Source organism: Psychrobacter sp. YP14, from assembly GCF_003209315.1.
GTDB classification, from domain to species: Bacteria; Pseudomonadota; Gammaproteobacteria; order Pseudomonadales; family Moraxellaceae; genus Psychrobacter; species Psychrobacter raelei.
Genome location: NZ_CP029789.1, coordinates 646,419 through 666,255 on the forward strand (window position 1 = coordinate 646,419; position 19,837 = coordinate 666,255).

General features: G+C 44.7%; 15 protein-coding genes. 6 read left to right on the top strand and 9 right to left on the bottom strand.

Features of this window, described 5'->3' with window-relative positions; translation table 11 throughout:
* Window positions 1-71: 71 nt before the first annotated feature.
* Entirely contained in the window at window positions 72-278 is a 207-nt protein-coding gene (locus tag DLE54_RS02795; protein ID WP_110816164.1) for a hypothetical protein, read from the bottom strand.
* A gap of 224 nt (window positions 279-502) precedes the next feature.
* Between DLE54_RS02795 and DLE54_RS02800 the strand changes: the two genes are divergently transcribed.
* Both DLE54_RS02800 and DLE54_RS02805 read left to right on the top strand, forming a co-directional pair.
* Complete coding sequence (locus DLE54_RS02800) at window positions 503-2,443, top strand: acyltransferase family protein (protein ID WP_110816165.1); 1,941 nt, start codon at window positions 503-505, stop codon at window positions 2,441-2,443.
* A gap of 250 nt (window positions 2,444-2,693) precedes the next feature.
* On the top strand, window positions 2,694-3,500 hold the full coding sequence (locus DLE54_RS02805; protein ID WP_110816166.1) for a M48 family metallopeptidase: 807 nt from the start codon (window positions 2,694-2,696) through the stop codon (window positions 3,498-3,500).
* A 69-nt stretch (window positions 3,501-3,569) separates the two neighbouring features.
* Here DLE54_RS02805 and DLE54_RS02810 read toward each other — a convergent pair whose 3' ends face one another.
* Window positions 3,570-4,496 carry an N-acetylmuramoyl-L-alanine amidase gene (locus DLE54_RS02810; protein WP_011959831.1) on the bottom strand — a complete coding sequence of 309 codons (927 nt, stop codon included), beginning with the start codon at window positions 4,494-4,496 and terminating at the stop codon, window positions 3,570-3,572.
* A gap of 479 nt (window positions 4,497-4,975) precedes the next feature.
* Here DLE54_RS02810 and DLE54_RS02815 point away from each other — a divergent pair, with 479 nt between their 5' ends.
* Window positions 4,976-5,422 carry a DUF2147 domain-containing protein gene (locus DLE54_RS02815; RefSeq protein WP_011959832.1) on the top strand — a complete coding sequence of 149 codons (447 nt, stop codon included), beginning with the start codon at window positions 4,976-4,978 and terminating at the stop codon, window positions 5,420-5,422.
* A 174-nt stretch (window positions 5,423-5,596) separates the two neighbouring features.
* Here the strand turns inward: DLE54_RS02815 and DLE54_RS02820 are convergent, their stop codons facing one another.
* The 7 genes from DLE54_RS02820 to map form a co-directional block, all read right to left on the bottom strand.
* Window positions 5,597-6,139 (bottom strand): DUF421 domain-containing protein, encoded by a 543-nt coding sequence (locus tag DLE54_RS02820; RefSeq protein ID WP_110816167.1) that lies wholly within the window; start codon window positions 6,137-6,139, stop codon window positions 5,597-5,599.
* Window positions 6,140-6,219: 80 nt separating this feature from the next.
* Window positions 6,220-8,253: a D-alanyl-D-alanine carboxypeptidase/D-alanyl-D-alanine-endopeptidase gene (locus DLE54_RS02825; protein WP_110816168.1), complete on the bottom strand. Its 2,034-nt coding sequence runs from the start codon at window positions 8,251-8,253 to the stop codon at window positions 6,220-6,222.
* Between the two features lie 129 nt (window positions 8,254-8,382).
* Window positions 8,383-8,988, bottom strand: coding sequence for a 3'-5' exonuclease (locus DLE54_RS02830; RefSeq protein ID WP_197708903.1), 606 nt, complete (start codon window positions 8,986-8,988; stop codon window positions 8,383-8,385).
* Window positions 8,989-9,052: 64 nt separating this feature from the next.
* Window positions 9,053-11,098 carry a DUF294 nucleotidyltransferase-like domain-containing protein gene (locus DLE54_RS02835; RefSeq protein ID WP_011959836.1) on the bottom strand — a complete coding sequence of 682 codons (2,046 nt, stop codon included), beginning with the start codon at window positions 11,096-11,098 and terminating at the stop codon, window positions 9,053-9,055.
* A gap of 140 nt (window positions 11,099-11,238) precedes the next feature.
* Window positions 11,239-12,468 carry a succinyldiaminopimelate transaminase gene (gene dapC / locus DLE54_RS02840; RefSeq protein ID WP_110816169.1) on the bottom strand — a complete coding sequence of 410 codons (1,230 nt, stop codon included), beginning with the start codon at window positions 12,466-12,468 and terminating at the stop codon, window positions 11,239-11,241.
* A gap of 60 nt (window positions 12,469-12,528) precedes the next feature.
* Complete coding sequence (glnD, locus tag DLE54_RS02845; protein WP_110816170.1) at window positions 12,529-15,228, bottom strand: [protein-PII] uridylyltransferase; 2,700 nt, start codon at window positions 15,226-15,228, stop codon at window positions 12,529-12,531.
* 169 nt (window positions 15,229-15,397) lie between these two features.
* Window positions 15,398-16,198 carry a type I methionyl aminopeptidase gene (gene map, locus DLE54_RS02850; RefSeq protein WP_110816171.1) on the bottom strand — a complete coding sequence of 267 codons (801 nt, stop codon included), beginning with the start codon at window positions 16,196-16,198 and terminating at the stop codon, window positions 15,398-15,400.
* A gap of 659 nt (window positions 16,199-16,857) precedes the next feature.
* On the opposite strand from map, the gene rpsB reads away from it, so the two are divergent.
* From rpsB to DLE54_RS02865, 3 genes are all read left to right on the top strand, one after another.
* Entirely contained in the window at window positions 16,858-17,646 is a 789-nt protein-coding gene (gene rpsB, locus DLE54_RS02855) for a 30S ribosomal protein S2 (RefSeq protein ID WP_041773277.1), read from the top strand.
* 192 nt (window positions 17,647-17,838) lie between these two features.
* Window positions 17,839-18,717: a translation elongation factor Ts gene (gene tsf / locus DLE54_RS02860; protein WP_110816172.1), complete on the top strand. Its 879-nt coding sequence runs from the start codon at window positions 17,839-17,841 to the stop codon at window positions 18,715-18,717.
* Between the two features lie 176 nt (window positions 18,718-18,893).
* Window positions 18,894-19,772 carry a hypothetical protein gene (locus tag DLE54_RS02865; protein ID WP_110816173.1) on the top strand — a complete coding sequence of 293 codons (879 nt, stop codon included), beginning with the start codon at window positions 18,894-18,896 and terminating at the stop codon, window positions 19,770-19,772.
* Window positions 19,773-19,837 lie beyond the last annotated feature (65 nt).

Here is a 19,837-nt window from a genome sequence, read left to right on the forward strand (position 1 = left end):
AAAGGTGAGTCATAAAATGGCTCACCTTTTTTATTGTTTTTTTATTACTGATATCACACAAGAGATTGGCTTTAATCCTTGTGCCCATCCTTTGCTTGCGCCTGCGCAATCAACTCTTTGACTCGCGCACTTTCCTTTAGCACACAGGCGTCATAGGCGGACAGCTCTTTTGCCTCTTGCTCCGCCTGTGCTTGCGCTAGACTTTCTTGTTCTGCCTTACGTTTAAAATAAGCTTCTAGCGCTTCAGGCTGTGAGTAATCTGGTTGTGAGTCACTCATGACAGGCTCCTTTTTAGGTAATCTACAGTAGGTATTAGTGATCTATTTTATCATCTTAATGTTGCCAATTAGCCAGAGCGTTACCTGCGGTTACTGGGAGCGTTTTTACTTGATACCACCATTATCAAATACTAGCCTACGCTTTGTAGTGGCTATGGTTATAATAGCGAGTATTTGCCTTTATTCATGCGTCAATAAAACTTATCAATCAATAGAATCAACTTATGAAATTTAGAACAGATATCAACGGCTTAAGAGCAATTGCGGTAATAGCGGTTGTGCTATTTCACTTTAATCCTGCATGGATGCCTGGTGGCTTTGCTGGTGTTGATGTGTTTTTTGTTATCTCAGGTTTTTTGATGACAGGCATTATTTTTCGCGGGCTTGAAAATAACCGCCTTTTACTGTCCAAGTTTTATATGGCACGTGCCAATCGGATTGTTCCTGCATTAGCGGCACTGTGTATTAGTTTACTGGTATTTGGTTGGTTTTATCTGATTCCCTTAGATTACAAAATATTGGGGCGTCATGTCACTAGTAGCATTGGTTTTTTCTCAAACTTCACCTATAACGATGAAGCAGGGTACTTTGATACTGCTTCACACCAAAAGTGGCTATTACACAGCTGGTCATTATCTGTTGAATGGCAGTTTTATATCATCTACCCATTAATCTTAGTATTATTGCGTAAAGTTTTTAGTCTACAGACACTAAAGCGACTGATATTGGTTTTAGCCGTTATTGGTTTTGTCTACTGTGTTTATGCGTCTTACGATACCCCAGATAGTGCCTATTATCTGCTGTCGTCAAGAGCGTGGGAAATGATGGTGGGTGGTATTGCCTACTTATACCCGCTTACCATCCTACACCGTTATAAAAAATACGCCCAGTGGATAGGCTTAACTGCTATAGTCGGCTCTTATTTATTGATTTCCGCTGAGAATGCCTGGCCAGGTTACCTAGCCTTAATTCCAGTATTAGGCACTTTTTTAATCATTCAAGCACAGCGAGAAGAAGGGTTAATCAGTCGCAGTATGGTTGCACAAAAACTGGGTACATGGTCGTACTCAATTTATCTGTGGCATTGGCCATTAGTAGTGGCGATTTATTACTTTGAGCTACCAAGATACAGTATTTTTATTGGCGTGATGCTATCTGTGTTTTTAGGCTTTATCAGCTATCATTTTATCGAAAAAAGAAACTGGCACTCGGCATATCAAAGCATGAAAAAGGTGCTTACCTTTAAGCCACTATATATGATGATACTGATTGCCATTGTTGGGCGGGCAGCGTATAAATCAGAAGGTTTCATTTGGCATTATTCGCCTAGTGTCATTGCAGCAATTGAAGAGGCAGATAATAAAAATCCTTATCAGTGTATGCTAGATGAAAAATTTCCTTGTTATATTGGCAATAAGGATAACATACGCGCCATTATGGTTGGAGATAGCCATGCAGACGCTATAACCACTGCTTTAGCGGATGCTTTTGACTTAGATAAGGAAGGCATCATTGCTTTAACAAGAGCTTCTTGTCCTTTCATATTAGATGCTCATATTCGTGAGAAAGGAGTAGCCTGTCAGCAGGAAAATTTGAAACGACTTGAGTTCTTACAACACAATTATCAAGACATTCCTGTGTTCTGGAGTGCTAGAACAGCGGTATATCTGCATGGGCAAAATGATCCTGAACGTATTATCAATTCAATAGATACGCAGCCATTAATCTATTTTGATAAAGAGTATCAAACAGCGACACCTGATCTGTTATCACAATTTGATACCAACCTTGATAGAAGTATTCAACAAATATCTGCTAATCGAACTATTTATGTGGTGCTACCAATACCTGAAATGCAGCAAAATATTCCTAAGAGGGTGAGCCGAGCACTATTATTAGACAAGCAGCAAGCCGATGTCGCTTTGCCCCGCCAAGCCTATGATAACCGTAACAAAGAGGCATTAAGCATTCTTTATAACGTAGCCAGAATGGATAATGTCCAGCTATTAGATCCAGCCCTGTATTTATGTTCTGAAACTGCTTGTATGGGTGAGTACCAGGGTCGGCCCATTTATTATGATGGTGACCACTTAAGTGAATATGGCAACAGATTGCTAATCCCCATGTTTAAGCAAGCATTATCTGAAAATAAAACAGCTCCTTAGTGAAGGGATAAGTGAGTATTTTTTATTATAATAAAAATAACTGTTAGTAGTTAAACTTAATGGTAGACAGGTTTTTAGTTATGTGATAATTTTATTATTGGCAATAATTTAGACATATTAGTTACATAGAATCAACATATATTATAGAAGCATCAACGTTGACTCCTCGGTTTTAAATTTCTTTAAAACCGCTGGTTTTGTAAGGGCCTAGATATTTTCCCCAATAACTTCTTTTTTATAAGGATATTTTATGGCTGTATTTGGCAAACTGAAAATCTCTATCTTAACCGTAACTATGACCACTTTGGTGGGCTGTGCAACCGTCGCTGATGTAGCCGGATATAACACGGCAGCACTCAACGAGGATGCAGCAAAAAGCTACAGTCAAGTAGTCTCTAAAGCAAGCAGTCAAGGGGCAGTGGATAGAACGTCGAGCACAGCCGTGCGAGTTAATAGGGTCTTTAACCGCTTAAGACCTTATGCAGATCGTGCCAATGCCACAAGTGTTCCTTTAGACTGGCAGCTGACAGTCATTCGCTCATCTGAGCTTAATGCTTGGGCAATGCCAGGCGGTAAGATGGTGGTGTATACCGGTATTGTAGAAAAGCTTAATCTCAATGATGCAGAGATTGCGGCCATTATTGGTCACGAGATGACGCATGCCTTACAAGAGCACAGCAAAAAAGATGCAGGGCAAAAGATTTTAACCGGATTGGCATTGCAATTAGGGGGTGCAGCGATACAGTCTAAGACCGGATTAAGCGCAGACTCTATCGGTATGCTCAGTGATTTAGGTATCGACAAGCCATTTTCTCGCAGTCAAGAGTCACAAGCTGATGCCGGCGGCCTGCATCTAATGTCTCAAGCGGGCTATAACCCAGAGGCAGCCATCTCTGTGTGGAAAAAAATGGAGGCGGTAAATGGTCGCAGCAATGCGGTTGTTACCTTAATGTCTACTCACCCAAACTCTCAGCAGCGTATCAATAAAATACAAGCACTATTGCCTGAAGTGACACCAATCTATCAAGCCGCTGCTAAAGCCCCTAATGGAAAATAAGCAATTTCGGCTCATCGCTATTTAGTCTATAAGCAGGCCGTGTACCAGCTTATAGGTTCATCAAGGCGCTTAATTTGAAGGATGATACTTCTTATTAAGCGCTTTTAAAATAGCATAAGTTTCTAAGTCCATTTGTCCGGTAAGCTTCTGTGGCCGAAAATGTAATTGAAATGCATACACCACATTGCGGCTAGATCGGTCCCATTCATCACTAGGCGTGATGTCGTAGCCATAATCGCTGAGCATCTGCTGAATGTCGGCAACAGTGGCTGATTGAAAAGAGCCTTCTGTCATAAATTGCTGCTTATCGGCCTCCTCATACCACGCCCCAATGCCATATTCTTTATACAGTCGCTCCCAAGGAAACTTAGCCCCAGGGTCAATCTTACGAGACGGTGCCATATCAGAGTGACCGATAATCAACGTTGGTTCTATCTCATACTTTTGCGCTAAGTCTTGTACCAGCTGGGCAATTTTTTTAATCTGTATGTCCGTAAATTCAACATAATGCTCGGCAGGATGATAACCATCATTGTCGGTATTTTTGGCTTTGCGAAACTGCTGTTGGATGCCTTCATTAACGATTTCTATGCCAATTGAGGTGTCATTTAAGATACTTCTACCAGCAAAGCTACCTTGTCCTGCATGCCAAGCCCGCTGGTTATCGGGCACCAGCTGATAAATAGGTTTGTCATCGGTGATTGGGATTAGATAGTGGGCACTGACATTGGCCGTGGTCAAAATGCGCAGTGACTCAGGCTCATTTTCAGCAGTGTAATGCAATACGATATACTTAATACGCTGGCTTTTGCCTTGGGCCTGATAGCTTTGTGAATCAATCGCATAAGTTGTAGCAGGTAGACCCATACATCCTGATAACGTTAAGCTCACTGCTGCCAAACTTATGATACCAAGGGCAGTATTTAGGCCATGACAATAGGCTTTAGCTCGATAAAAGGCGGGGGTATGAGGTGCGTTAGGGCGAAAGTTAAGCATAAATTTTTTCTGTCTTTGTGTAGGATAAAAGAGGGGGCTATTTTAGCTTTAATGGTAATGAGTTTGTATGTAGACAAGCAAAACCGCGCAAGGCAAGCTAGTCTAGCGTGTTACTAATCTCAAAGCTTCTGCCGATAGACAGGGTTAAGAGCCTCTGTAAAAGTGGCTTAAATACACAGCTTAGCAATAATACTGCGCGATTGTTTCACTAATAAGTAGATTTTATACGTTAACAGTGATTTAAGTTTAATTATATTATTTTGTCTCGACAACTTAGTTTTTGGACGGTATTATCGGGTTAATCAAGTTTAGCTGGAGCTTGAGTGTTCACTAACTATTCTGAATTCATACTCGGCTTAATGCTAGGTCTTTTAGATATGTTTTTTAGATATTTAGTTATGAATATTGCTGTTATTTGATTCAGCTTTTTTTAACTTTTAACCTTAAATGGATTTGTATTTTTTCGAATTGGAGTCGATATGAAATTTCTTACTACTTTACTGACCACCACGGCCCTGACAGGCCTAATGTCCACTGCGGCAATGGCAGCCTCATTGAACAACACTCAATGGCAATCTATAGATGACAAAACCGGTGAAAAAAAAGCCGTTATCAAAATGACGGAGTCTAATGGTGTAGTAACCGGTACAATTGTGAAAGTTAACGATGCGTCAAAGGCCAAAGAAGTTTGCTCAAAATGCTCAGGCTCATTAAAGAACAAACCGATCGTGGGTTTACCTATCTTAACCGGTCTTAAAGCGGATGGTAATAATAAATGGTCAGGTGGCGATCTGGTTGATCCAGAAACTGGCAAAGTTTATGGCGGTAAAGTCACTCTAGCTGACAATGGTCAGTCTTTGAAGCTTACTGGTAACATCAAGCACACACCTTTTAAGCGCAGCCAAACTTGGACACGAGTCAAATAAAATCATAACTAAGTTGGCTGAGTAACAGCCGCTTAAGTAAACACAAAAAAGGTTAGATGGCCAAGCTGTCTAACCTTTTTTGTGCAGATGTGGTTTGCTGCTGGTTTGTAGGCTGTGCTGGTTTGTAGGCTGCATTGGTAGCTTGAGCGGCCTAAATATCGTATTGGTACACTCTTAGTACAAAGGTTTGAGCGTATCTGAGGGCTTTATATTACCCTGTTCATCTAGTCTGTCTAAGGGGTCTCGCTTTGGAATTATGGTGAGCTTGGCATCGCTTTCAAACACCACAGCTGCTACCTGATCATAATCATGAATCCCTTCACTGCGCATGGCGCATTCAATCTCTTGGCGGGTTAAGCGCTCTTTGCGCATGGCTTCTGGTAGAAACTGGCCTTGATAAAACACCACGCGTGGTTCGGAGACGATGAAGTTTGCAAACTCAGGTGAGATAGCGGCGTATTTGGTCACTAAGTACTGTAAGGCTAATAGGCTCACGATGGATGCCATGCCCTCAACGATGGGGACGTTATCAAGCACAATGGTACTGGCGCCGATAGACCCAATCATCACAGTCACTACCCAGTCGAAGTTGTTAAGCTGTGAGGTAGACCGCTTGCCTGATACCTTGTGAAACGCCACAATGCAGATATAGACAATAACTGACGATAGCACAATGCGTATCAAGGTCTCGCTACTGTCAAAAAATATATTCTGCATGAGGTACTCCTTGGTCAAAGCGTTAAAAACAGCCAAGCGATTAAAACAGCAATAATAGTTTAGATGACCATTGCAGGTATTTAGTGCTTGGCTGTCCAGTCTAGCATGGTATCAAGCACATAACGGGCCTCGTAGGTATTTAAAGGTGCTTGGTTGGTGCTGCCATTGATAATACCGACCACAATATAGTCCTGACCAGATTTGCCATGTACGTAGCCTGCCATGGAGGTGACGTTATTTAAGGTGCCCGTTTTAATCCAAGCACGGCCAATGGCTGCTGAGCTGGGTAAACGCTCAGCGTGCTCAGTAATGGTGCCACTAATGCCGGCCACCCCTAAAGAATTGACATAAGTGTCAAAGTAGCGGTGGTTGTAGGCGAACTGCAGCAGATCAGCTAGATTTTCAGCAGTCACACTACAGTCGCGGCACAGTCCTGAGCCGTTAGACATGACAGGGGCGGGGGTCGTAAGATTTTTTTGCCACCATTGGTTGATGGTGCCCAGTGCCTTGGTGTAGTTAGAGTAGCTGTCTTTTTGTGGTTTTATAGCGTGGCCTGTGGTATCAGGTGCAGCGCTAGGGTCTGAAAATAATGGCAAAGTCAGCGTTAGCTGCTCAGTCATGACGTTATTGGAGTAGTGATTGATATCGAAAATTTGCTGCGATAAAGGCAGCGAAGGATAACGTACAAAAGGCAGCGGCGAGGCGGGGAGAACAGAGACAGATTGTGCCAGTACGGCGTTTTTATCGGTGCTGCTGCTCATGTCTAAGTAAGTGCCAGCGCTTGTCTTAAGCGGCGTTTCGGTATTGATCATATCGCCCGCTACGGTGTTACCGAGGCCCAAAAACTTAATAGAGCCTGATAAGGTATTGCCCAGACTTAGCCACTGGCCTTTGACCACTCGTTTAGCGAAGTCTTTGGCATCAGGATAGGCGATATAAAAAGTGCGAGCACCGCAAGAGGTAGGCAAGCTTTTATTAAATTTTAGGCCTTGTGCTTGCCATATGGGTGCCAAGCTTGAGCGGGCCGATGAGCAGTTACCTAGGCTCGCTGTGGGTAAGGTTGTGGGCAGATCATAATCGGCCATTAGCGGTTTATAGTATAGCTTGGCAGTGCCGCGCTGAGCATCATTTAAAAGTGGGACAGCGGTGAGCTCTAGGGTGCTGAAGTTAACCAATAAGCCATCTGGGCTGGCATTATAAGGGCGCAGTGGATCATTATCAAAAGCGGCCGGATCCTTGGTCACACCTTGAAATACGGAGCTGTCTAATACAATGTCGCCTTTGATGTGCTGAATACCGGCCTGTTTTACCTGCTCTAATAGTTTATTTAAACGCTGAAGGGTCAGCTTAGGGTCACCACTGCCTTTGATGATTAAATCACCATATAAAGTATTGGCTGAAATGAATCCTGTGTGATAGGCCTGAGTGACCCAAACAAAATTGGGGCCGAGCAGATCAAGCGCAATAAAGGTAGGGATCAGCTTCATGGTGCTGGCAGGGGTACGCGGTAATTCAGATAAATGACGCAGCGGATAGGCTAAGGGCTGATTGTCGTCGACAGTGCTTGGATTGACAGCAGCTAGGGCGTCACTGGCTGACTCATGGGCAGGGGTATCGATTAAGCCCTGAGTCAGCGCTGGGTTGTTATGAGCTGGGGCACTTGATTTATTCTGAGATGCAGTACTTGAGGCTGGCGCAGTTTTTTTCTCGGCAGGGTTTGATTGAGCAGGCTGAGTTTGCAGCTTCTGGGCGGCAATTTTTGAGGGCGAAGCGGTGCTTTCAAGCTCAGGCGGCAGCTCATCAGCATCAACCAAATCTGGCTGCTCAGCCTTGACTTTCTGGACTAGATTAAGCGGTACTACCGCCGGCAGACGGCTTTTTACAGTTTTGGTACTGGTGGTAGTGTTATTGTCTGCAGTAGCGGTTACCGGCATAATCACTAAACTGATGTCATCGGTGCTAATGTGAGCACGATTAAGCGCCGCTTCCACAGGTGCGGGTAGCTGAGCATACAGTAAGGGGCTAATCCCTAAGCACAAACCGATAGCCGTTGCCATCTTGGTTAAGGTTTTGGCAGGCAATAAGTCACAGAAGTTATATCTAGGCACAGTCATAAGCTTACTAAGTATCAGTTGATTTAAGGATAAAAAAACAGGGGTGTCATGAGCGGTTATTATAACTGCTGATGAGGTCAATAAACACTGACGCCAAAAATAAATAGGGCCAGAGCAAATAAGCTTTCGTTACTTTAATAGTAAAAAAGCCATGGCGGTCATAATGGCATCATTATAGGCATCATGGGCAGCCATATCAGGCAACTTGAGCTGCTGACAAATGGCGCTAAGGTGCGAAGATTGATGAGGTATGCCTTGGGTGCGGTTACCGCTGTAGCGATTATAAAGCGTACGAATATCAATAACTGGATTAGGCAGATAAGTACCCATATAAGCTTTGACTAACGGGTTTAAAAAACTGATGTCTAGCTGAGGACAAAACCCAACGATGGGGCGATTACCGATAAACGGCAGCAGCTTCGCCAACATTTGCTCATAACTTAAACCATTTTCGACATCTATCGGGCGCAGGCCATGAATGATGATGGTGTCCTTGGTGGGCATCACCGGCGGGCGACAAATAAGATGAAGCCCCTGTCCGGTATCGATGACAGACCCGTTAATATGAATGGCTGCGATAGACAGTAAATGGTTTTTTTTGGCGTTAAGACCGCTCATCTCACAATCAATGGCCACCCACTGATTCTCCACCGGCGGCTCAAACATCTCATTGAGCTCAGGTCGTAGCAGGCGCTTTTGGTACCAACTGGATTTTAGGTGCTGCATAAAGCTCATAATCAGACCTCCAAGAGGACACAGATAGCAAATTAAGACAATAGCAGATAGGGATGGTTTTTCGCTAAGCGACTTCGAGCTGATAACGTTGACGCAGCTCATTTTTGAAACTTTTGACCACGTTTAGGCACTCTTTTAACAGATCTCTTTCAAGCGCGGATAGGCTTGAGGGATCAACTTGGCGGGCCAGTCGGTCTTCTGTGGCCAAGGCAATATCCAAACGACGAGCCATAAAAAACTCCAGCGCCTCATTGAGTGTCTCTGCCCGATTATGCGTCATGACGCCAGCGCGCGCCAGCTCTTGTAGCCGAGCCTTACTGCTTGTGACATCAAAGATGTCGTTTTCTAAGGCCAGTGCTCGAATGCCGTGTACCAAAGGAAATATACCCGCTTTTTTTAGATCAATATCTTGCGCCATGGGCTTACCGATAAGCGGCATAAATTTTTTCCACCACTGATTGATATCGCCAAATTGCAAAGCGGCCTGAGCAAAGCCGCGCACGAACATGGGGTCTGTGCTGCGATGCGCCACTTGGATATGTTTGCGTAGGCTCTCAAGTAGGCGCTCATCGCCGCATACGTAAGAGGCATCTAGTAGACAAGATAACCAAATGGCGTGCTGCGGCTCACGCTGATTAAACCAGATTGAAATCTCTGACTTAAAGCGGTTTAACGACTGACGCCATAAGGGATTGCTCATCATGATGTTCCCCTCACACAGTGGGTACCCCATTTCTGCCAATACGTGATTGAACTTCTGGGCATAATCGGCCAAATTGGAGTCATTAAAGCCATTACGTATAATTAGCGCATTGTCTTGGTCAGTGCGCATAATTTGCTCGCCGCGGCCCTCGGAGCCCATCACGATAATGCAGGTGTTCTCATACACCATATCGGGCACGATAAGTCGCCACAATTTGGCAAAGACATGGGCATTGAGCGCTTGTACAATGCGGCTAATTACCCCGATTTTGATGCCATTGTTGTGTTGTTCTCGAATGTATTGGCCAATCTGTTCTACCGGACCTTTGAGCATGTCTATACTACGGGCTTGCTCAATTTGTAAGGTAATAAGCTGAGAGTGATGACTCAAAAACGCCAACAAGTCACTTTGACCCAGTACCCCGATCACTTCTTGATTTTCATCAAGTACTGGTAAACGGTGGACTCGGTAGCGAATCATCGCCAGCAGCGCCTCGCTAATGTCTTGATGATGGTCGATGGTGTGTAGCTTGAACTTGGCATAATCTCGGCATAAAGCTGTGCTCATATCCACCCTTTCACTCACAGCTCGGCAAATATCGGCATCTGTTAAAATGCCTAAGTTACTTTGATGGGAGCGGGTGGGGTGGCGCTCCACGGTAGGGATGCGCTTGACCAAGACATGCTTAAGCCCAGCTTGGGTCATGGTGGTGGCAGCATCTACCAAGGTGGCGGTCTCTGCAATGGTATGCACGTCAAGCATGCGAATGGCAGTGACTGGCTGTAGCATAAGCTGCTGCGACTCAGCTTGAGTGGCGGCAACAGAAGCATTTAATACATGGCCATTTAATACATCACCATTTAATACATCGGCTGAGCCTTGGGTATCTAGGGAGTCGGCATGACTGAGCGTGCGAGTAGTGCGTAAGGCGGGTTTTTGACTGCGCGCGCTATACGCCTGCATACGCTCAGCCAACTCGCCGCTGAGTAAATTTCTGATATAACGATTTTGTACCGATAGTCTGTCTATCGCTGCTGGATTCACTTGCAGCAGCAAGCTGTCTTCAACGGCTTGGTAATGATAGGCATCGCTTGGGTATGCGTCTTTTGTTGAGTGATTTATCGGTGTGGCGGCTGGTATCGGTAGGTGTACCTCTTCATCTGTGGGTAGCTTGCGGCCATCGAACCAATCATTGCTAAGTGCTGTGGCGACAAACTCACCTAGTGTCTCACCTGCTAGGCTTTGCTGGATACGCCCTTTTAGTACCACATAAAAATAGGCAGTATCTGCGATGCTTAACGCCTCATTTTTAGCCAAATAGCGGATTTGAGTTTGTTTTTTTAGACTTTCACGCTCATTTGAGCTCAAAACGTCAAAAGGAGGCTGCGTAAAGTCTAGCCTGGTCATAAACCACTCCCTGGTTATGTCGAATAAATTACATAGGGTACACATCTTATTTTAGCAGGCATTGTACCGCTTCTTGAGCAATGACGCACGGCTTATCTGGCGCCTGTGCTTTATTGAAGCACAGGCTGTGGAGCAAAAGACTAAGGCTGTGCCAATAATCCTTTGATACGTTCAATGGCTTGCCGGCTTTCATCGACACTGGCCACCAGTGCTAGGCGGACAAAGCCTTTACCTGGATTTACGCCATCAACTTCACGTGACAAGTAACGTCCTGCCAACGCATTGATATTGACCTGCTCATATAAGGCTTTGACAAAGGCCTCGTCATCTGGCTTGCCTTGTTCATCGACAAAGGGTGGGGGTACTTGTACCCATAAATAAAATCCAGCATCTGGTTTTGTAAGAGTTAATGCCTCACCCAGCTCACTGATCCATAAATCGAACTTTTGGGCATAAAGCGTGCGGTTGTGCTCAACGTGTGCTTCATCTTGCCAAGCAGCGATAGAGGCCAGTTGGTGATGAATGGGTAATGCGGCGCCTTGATAGGTACGATATTGCAGGTACGGCTGTAATAAGCTGGCATCACCTGCGATAAAGCCTGAGCGTAGCCCTGGCAGATTTGAGCGCTTGGACAACGAGTGGAACACCACGCAGTTTTTGTAATCATCGCGGCCCAGCTGCGCACACACTTCAAGTAGCCCAACAGGAGGCGACTCAAAATAAAGCTCGCTATAGCACTCATCACTGGCGATGATAAAGTTGTGTTGGTCCGACAGCTCAATCAATGCCTGCCAATCATCGGCATCAAATACTGCTCCAGTGGGGTTGTTGGGGCTACACACAAAGACCAGCTGGGTACGCTCCCAAACGTCACTTGGCACCGAGCGGTAATCGCCCTTGAAATCATTATCCGCAGTACAAGGCACAAAATAGGGCTCTGCGCCGGCAAGCAAAGCGGCACCTTCATAAATCTGATAAAAAGGGTTTGGCATGACAATGAGGGGTTTATCAGATACATCATTGCCTGCGTCTAAGTTAATAGCGGCTTGCACGAAGCTAAATAAGGCCTCACGAGTACCCATCACCGGGATAATCTGTGAGTCTGCACTGATGCGATTTAAGCTAAAGCGGTGTTGTAGCCAATCAGCAATGGCTTGGCGTAGCTCAGGTAAGCCACTGGTTGAGGGATAGTTTTGTACCTTGATTAGGTTGTCCGCTAGCGTCTGTAACACAAAAGAGGGCGGCTCATGCTTCGGCTCGCCAATACCAAGCTTGATGGTTTCAAACTCAGGGGCTGGGGTAGAGTGTGCCAATAAGGTAGCCATCTTGGCAAACGGATAAGGGTGCAGCAGCTCTAATTTTGGGTTCATGATGGACCTATTTAAATATAGTGGTTAAGGTGCACAGACAATAACAGGTTTGTAAACCGCTCAACAGCTCGGTGTAAGCACGTCAATTAAGGTGGTTCTTAGGCGCTCAAGCTTAGCGTCACTGAGCATATTATCCTCAATGTCACTAATATAAAACATATCCTCAGCACGCTCGCCTAAGGTAGTAATGCGCGCGGCATGGACCTCAATGCCCTCGTTCAAGAATACCTGACCAATGCGCGCCAGTAACCCCGGCTGATCTAGGGTAGTTAGGCTCATCACATGCTGGCGACTGGCTTCATTATAGTTAAAATCAATGGTGGTGGGTACTTGAAAGTTCTTTAAGCGCCGTGGTAAGCGCTTTTGAACCAGCTTGGGCGTTTCAGGGTTTTTAAAGGCGTCAATTAAGCGGCGGGTCAACTCCTCACGCGATTCAGGGTCAGTCAATAAGGTGCCATGGCGATCAAGTAACACATAAGAATCTAAGGCAAAGTCGCGCGTGGCAGTAATAATACGTGCATCGAGCACATCTAGATTCATTTGATCAAACACCGCCATAGTCACTGCAAATAAGTTGGCCTGATCTTGGGTGTAGATAAAAATTTGTACCGCATCGAGTGCCAATTCTCTATGCTCACGCAGCACAATTAAGGGCTCACTGTTGGCATCGGAAGCACGGCCAATAGGGGGGTGATTTAAGATGGCCTCAGTATGCCACATAATGGCTTCTGGGATTTCACGTAAAAAATACTCATCGCCGAGCTCATCCCATAGTGCCAATACCTCCTCACGGTTCATGTGCTGATTGTCGACTTTATCCAGCATGGTCAGTGCCTGTTGACGAGTGGTGGCAATCATTTCTTGACGGTTGGTGGGCGCATCTAAATCGGCACGTAAAATACGCCGAGTTTGGGTATATAACTGCTTCATTAAGCTGGCACGCCAGCTGTTCCATAGCTGAGGATTGGTGGCGTTCATGTCTGCAACGGTGAGTACATACAGGTGATTTAGATGAGTGACATTACCGACCAGATTGGCAAACTTAGTCACCACTTCAGGGTCAGAGATGTCTTGTTTTTGTGCAGTCATCGACATGAGCAGATGATATCGAGTCAGCCAACCAATCAATTTGGCATCGGCCTCACTCATGCCATGGCTGAGACAAAACTCAATGGCATCACGCTCTCCAAGCTCGCTGTGATCACCGCCGCGGCCTTTGGCAATATCATGGAAGATAGCTGCCAGTACAATAATCTCTTTACGCTCGATGCGTTTGTAAATAGAGCCTACCAGTGCAAAGTCATCTTGGTATTTGGGGCTGGTAAAGCGGTGCAGCATACGAATAAGTAGCAAGATATGTGCATCCACGGTATAGCGGTGGAACAAGTCATACTGCATCAGCCCAATTAAATTGACAAATTGCGGCATATAGTTGGCCAGCACCCCGTAGCGCTTCATAATACGTAGGCGATGAAACAGGTAGTTTTGCTCTTTTAAATTATCTAAGAACAGCTTTTTGTGCAATGGGTTATCACGATAGTGCTGATCAATGCCTCGCGCCGCAATTTTTAGCGCGCGCAACGTGCGGGTGCGGATATGCTTAATGCCATGCTGACCCATTAATAAAAACATCTCTAAAATGGCTTCAGGATGCTGAGCAAATACGTGATGGTGGGCAATGGCAATATGATCACCGACTCGGTTAAAGCGGGCATTTAATACTGATTTTTCGGGACGCTCTGATTCAGGTAGACGCGCCTCAATTAAGGTCTCGTAATAGTGCGAGGTCAGCATTTCAGACAGGGTGGAGATTTGCATGGCGCAGCGGTAATAGTCGCGCATGAAGTTTTCTACGGCTGCATTAGGCTCATCTTCCTCGCTTTGCTCATACCCCATACGCTCCGCGATGTCACGCTGATAATCGAACAGCAGTTTGTTTTCATTGCGGCCGGTTAAATGATGCAAATGATGACGGATGCGCCATAAAAACCCTTCCGCAAACATCAGCTCATCGAATTCTTTTTCGGTCAAAAAGTCCTGCGGTACTAAGTCGTATAATTTGGTAATGCGAAAATAGCGTTTGGTAATCCAGCCAATGGTATGGATGTCACGCAGACCCCCTGGGGATTTTTTGATATCTGGCTCAAGATTATATTCAGTGCCATTATGAAGCAAATGACGGGCGCGGGCTTCGGCCATTTTGGCATCATAAAACTCTTTTTGAGACCAAGTTTGTTGCACCACGTTGTTAGGGATGGCGCTTAAACTGTCGTTGCCGATTAATAGGCGTGCTTCAAGTAAGTTGGTGGCGACTGTGATGTCTGTGGCCACTTGCAGACAATCCTCTATGGTGCGCACTGCAATACCCGGCTCAATACCCACATCCCATAAGCGCGCCACAAAGCCATCTACCTTTTGTGAGGTTTCAGTACTTAATGTATCGGGGGAGAGTATCAGGATATCCACATCGGAATAAGGCGACAGCTCACCTCGGCCATAGCCGCCCACAGCAAATAGCGCCAAATCCGTTTGCGTCAGCTCATGTAACTTAAACAGCTCAATCAGTAGGCTATCAATGGACGCAGCTCTCGCCTCTACCAAGTGACGAATATCGACCCCTTTTTCCAACGCCGTGGCAATGTCCGCCTCAATTTGCTTGAGCCAATCGGGTATCCCCAAATTGCGAGATTGAGCTTCACTGTGCGCGGTCAAATCAGGCAAGGGCGTGATTAAGGAGTCGGTGGGATCGCTAATAAACATGGTCAGTTCCAAACAGGGTATAGGGTCTTAAGATAATAGCCAATTAAAGTGGCGCAAGTCATTTATAACATAAGTTTTTTTGTGACATAAGTTTAATTAACGCCTCAAAAGTATCACCTCTTTTATTTTGCCAAAAAAAAGACCACCGAAGGCAGTCTTTTTTATCACATTAGGCGGTTAAGAAGCTTAAATCTTCTTCAGGACGGGTCGTGAATACCTCACAGCCGTTATCAGTGACCATTAAGGTGTGCTCCCACTGTGCTGACAGCTTACGGTCTTTAGTAATGGCGGTCCACTGGTCTGGTAAGATTTTGGTCTTCCAGGTGCCTTGGTTAATCATGGGCTCAATGGTAAAGGTCATACCGGTTTTTAATTCCATACCCGTTCCCTTACGGCCGTAATGCATCACTTGCGGCTCATGGTGGAAGGTATTACTGATACCATGACCACAGAATTCACGCACAATGCTAAAGCGTTCAGGCTCAACCACTTCTTGGATGGCCGCACCGATATCACCAAGATGTGCGCCATTTTTGACCACACTCATACCTGCATATAACGCTTTTTGTGCCACGTCACAGATACGCTGCGCCATGATAGAGCCTTCACCGATAATCCACATTTTTGAGGTATCGCCATAATAGCCATCTTTAATCACAGTCACATCAATGTTAATGATGTCACCGTCTTTTAAGATTTTATTATCGGCTGGGATGCCATGACACACCACGTGGTTTACCGAAGTACAAATCGACTTAGGAAAAGGCGGGTGGCCGTAGTTTAAGGGTGCAGGAATTGCGCCTTGGACATTAACGATATAGTCATGAGCCAACTGATTTAGGGTCTCAGTGGTCACGCCTTCTTTGACATGCTCATCAAGCATAACCAAGACATCACTGGCAAGTTTACCGGCGATGCGCATTTTTTCGATGGCTTCTGGGCCAAGTATTAAATTGTCTGTATTACTCATAGTATTTTTGTTTTTCAAGTTGGTTAGAAAAATAAAAGACGGCTGATGTATCAGCGAGGCATAGCATTGGCCACGCGCAGGGAGGATCAGGGGTCTGATAACGAAAGCGGCTTACTTTGTACTTGCCGCGCTTAACTCTTTATACTGACGATAGTGATAAAAACTAAAGCGATAAAAAAAGCGGCTTGGACAAATGCTATTTTAGCAAGTTTCCCATTATACCATAGCTATAAGACAGCCTTGATGGTGGTTTTTTTATACCTATGTTATGCCAAATCAATACAGCACCTCTTAAAATCTTGCCAAAGCGAAAACCTACAAAAACATGGGCGCAGCAAAGTGCAGCGCAGTGGCAATAACACTTCTATATTGGCTTAATATATGGTAAAATACTGACCTTATTTTCTTTGTTGTCTGCTGCCTTGCCCAAAAGCCTGTGGCATCAGGCTCAACGTAAAATATAGATGAACTTATTAACCAATGACACACACATTGCGCTAAAAAATGGCTGGGTGTTTGTCGGCTTGACTAATTTGCTTTGTTGTTTCCTATTGCAGATGATTTATTTATCACGGTAGGGCGGGATTGAGCAGATGCGTGTCGACAAATCGGTGATTTTTGCAGTGTGGAGGCATAACCCAATAACTAAGGAATTTTACATGTCAAACAGTCCAACTAATATGCCAATGCGCGACCTTCTACAAGCGGGTGCTCACTTCGGTCACCAAACTCGTTTTTGGAACCCAAAAATGAACCAGTACATCTTTGGTGCGCGCAACAAAATTCATATCATCAACCTTGAGCACACTGTTAAAGCATTCAACGAAGCGTTGACTTATGTTAACGGTTTAGCGGCTAAAAACAACAAAGTATTATTTGTTGGTACTAAGCGTGCAGCAAGCGGCGTAATCCGTGAGCAAGCTTTACGTGCTGGCCAGCCATACGTTGATCACCGCTGGTTAGGTGGTATGTTGACTAACTGGAAAACACTACGTCAGTCAATCAACCGTCTAAAAGAGCTAGAAAAACAAGCTGAAGATGGTACTTTCGCTAAGTTAACTAAGCGTGAAGCGTTAGAGCGTACCCGTGCTATGGAAAAACTAGAGCGCTCTTTAGGTGGTATTAAAAACATGGGCGGTCTACCTGACGCAATCTTCGTTGTAGACGTTGATCATGAAGCCATTGCTATTAAAGAAGCTAAAAACTTAGGTATCCCAGTTATCGGTATCGTTGATACTAACTCAAACCCAGATAACGTTGACTACATCATTCCAGCTAACGACGATGCTATCCGTGCCGTAACGTTATACGTTACTCGTATGGCTGATGCGATCATCGCTGGTAAAGAATACGCCAAAACCCAAGCTGGTGGCGCTGCTGAAGCTCCTGCTGCTGAAGACGTTCAAACTGAAGAAGCTGCAGCACCTGAAGCTGATTCAGCTGAGTAATTGAATTAAGTAGCAGAGGAATTGAGAGTGGGTAACGTTTGACATAAACGGTGACCTAATCTCATAAGTATTCTATGACTTATTGCGGCATGATGTGGAAACCCTCGTCATGCCCTTGTCATTTTATAAACTTACACTGCTTATTTATATTATAATTTTATACACCATAACTACTCAAATAGAGGAAAAAATATGTCTAAGATTTCTGCTAAATTAGTAAAAGAGCTTCGTGACCGTACTGGCCTTGGCATGATGGAATGTAAAAAAGCGCTAGAAGAAACAAATGGTGATGTTGAGCAAGCGATCGACAACCTACGTAAATCAGGTCAAGCAAAAGCGGCTAAAAAAGCAGGTAACATTGCCGCTGACGGCGCTATCGTAATCGCTCAAGAAGGCAACAAAGCTATCTTACTAGAAGTTAACTGCCAAACTGACTTCGTCGCTAAAGATGACAACTTCACTGAATTTGCTAATAAAGTAGCTGAATTAGCCCTAGCTAACAACACCACTGATGTTGCCGCTATCTCTGAGCTTGACTACGGCAATGGCCAAAGCGTTGAAGAAGCTCGCGTTGCTTTGGTTCAAAAAATTGGTGAAAACATCCAAGTACGCCGTGCAAAAATCATCGAAGGTAACAACCTAGCGTCTTACCGTCATGGTCTACGTATCGGTGTGGTTGTATCAAGCGAAGGCGGTCAAGAAGACAGCGGCAAAAACTTAGCGATGCACATCGCAGCGTTCAACCCAGTAGCCGTTAACGACACTGACGTTCCAGCTGATATCCTAGCTCGTGAAAAAGACATCGCTGAAGCCAAAGCTCGTGAATCTGGTAAACCTGACAACATCATCGAAAAAATGATCGAAGGTGGCCTACGTAAGTACCTAGACGAAGTTGTATTGGTTCGTCAAGCTTACGTCATGGACAACGAGAAGAAAGTAGGTGATGTACTTAAAGCTGACGGCGTAACGGTTAAAGACTTCGTACGCTTTGAAGTTGGTGAAGGTATCGAGAAAAAACAAGAAGACTTCGCTGCTGAAGTTGCTGCTGCCCAGGCTGCTGCTGCTCAATAAGCGCATGAATATAAACAATCAGATGTTTGATTGTTTTGCTTCAAGAAAGTCCATCACGTTGTGATGGGCTTTTTTTTGTTTTTGTCTAAAAATAAGCGCACTATACCTGCGCATATTTAATGCTATTATATTAAAGGTATTTGATAGAGTTTATTTAACTGGATGAAACAAAAATCATGGCTGATGCGGATGTCACTTTTAGCGATTTAATTAAAAGAGGGCGGCAATGCTTTGCCTATCCTTCAAGGCATGCCGAAAAGCGCATTAGACAACGCACCTCACTGACGCCAAAAGAGCTGATGCTTTTGCTCGATGAGAATGTGTGTGTTGATATCAGTCAGAAATATGGGCTAAGCAAGCGTCATTTATTGTTTTATAGCCCGAAAGATAAATACTATTATGTGGCTCTACAGAATGTGAACACAGGCAAAGTCATCACTGTGTGGCATCTAAACTACCATCGCCAATTGGCATGGTCAGTGACCCAAGAGCAGTGCGCAAAAGCCCGTAAGATTTATCATGACTATTTATGTGAGCAGCAAACTGCTAAAGCAGATGACAATGAACCATTATCATGCCAGCCAGAAGCAACAGCCTGTAGGAAGCAAGCCAACAAAAGATGCAAGCAAGTCACGGCTTTTAAACGGGTTTATAAGGTATATGTCAAAGCGTCTTATATCTGCGAGTCGGGGCAAGCCAAAAGAAAGACCTTGCTAACACTAGAGGTTGATTATTATATTAATGACTTTGAACGCAGTATTAAATCACTGCTAAAACAGGACGAGACGCTGTTTGATAAAATCAATCATCAAATTTGGCGCAAACGCCTGTTTCACGAGAGTATTTACGCCATTGTTTTTGTGAATAAAAAAGACCTGACCGACACCTATTTAATTGATGTCAGGCCGCACTGGGTCGCTCTAGAACAGGCGCAAAAGATTGCCCATAAGCGCAAAGTCATGAATCGCTTATTGCTCGATTATCAAACCCCATATGTCTCTTTGCCACTACCCATATCAATGCGGCTACTGCGGCTGCCTATGCCTACAAGCTGACCATAATAGTCAGTCAGATAACACAGGTTGATGCTAAAGCACTTGAGCGTGTTGTTTGATAACAT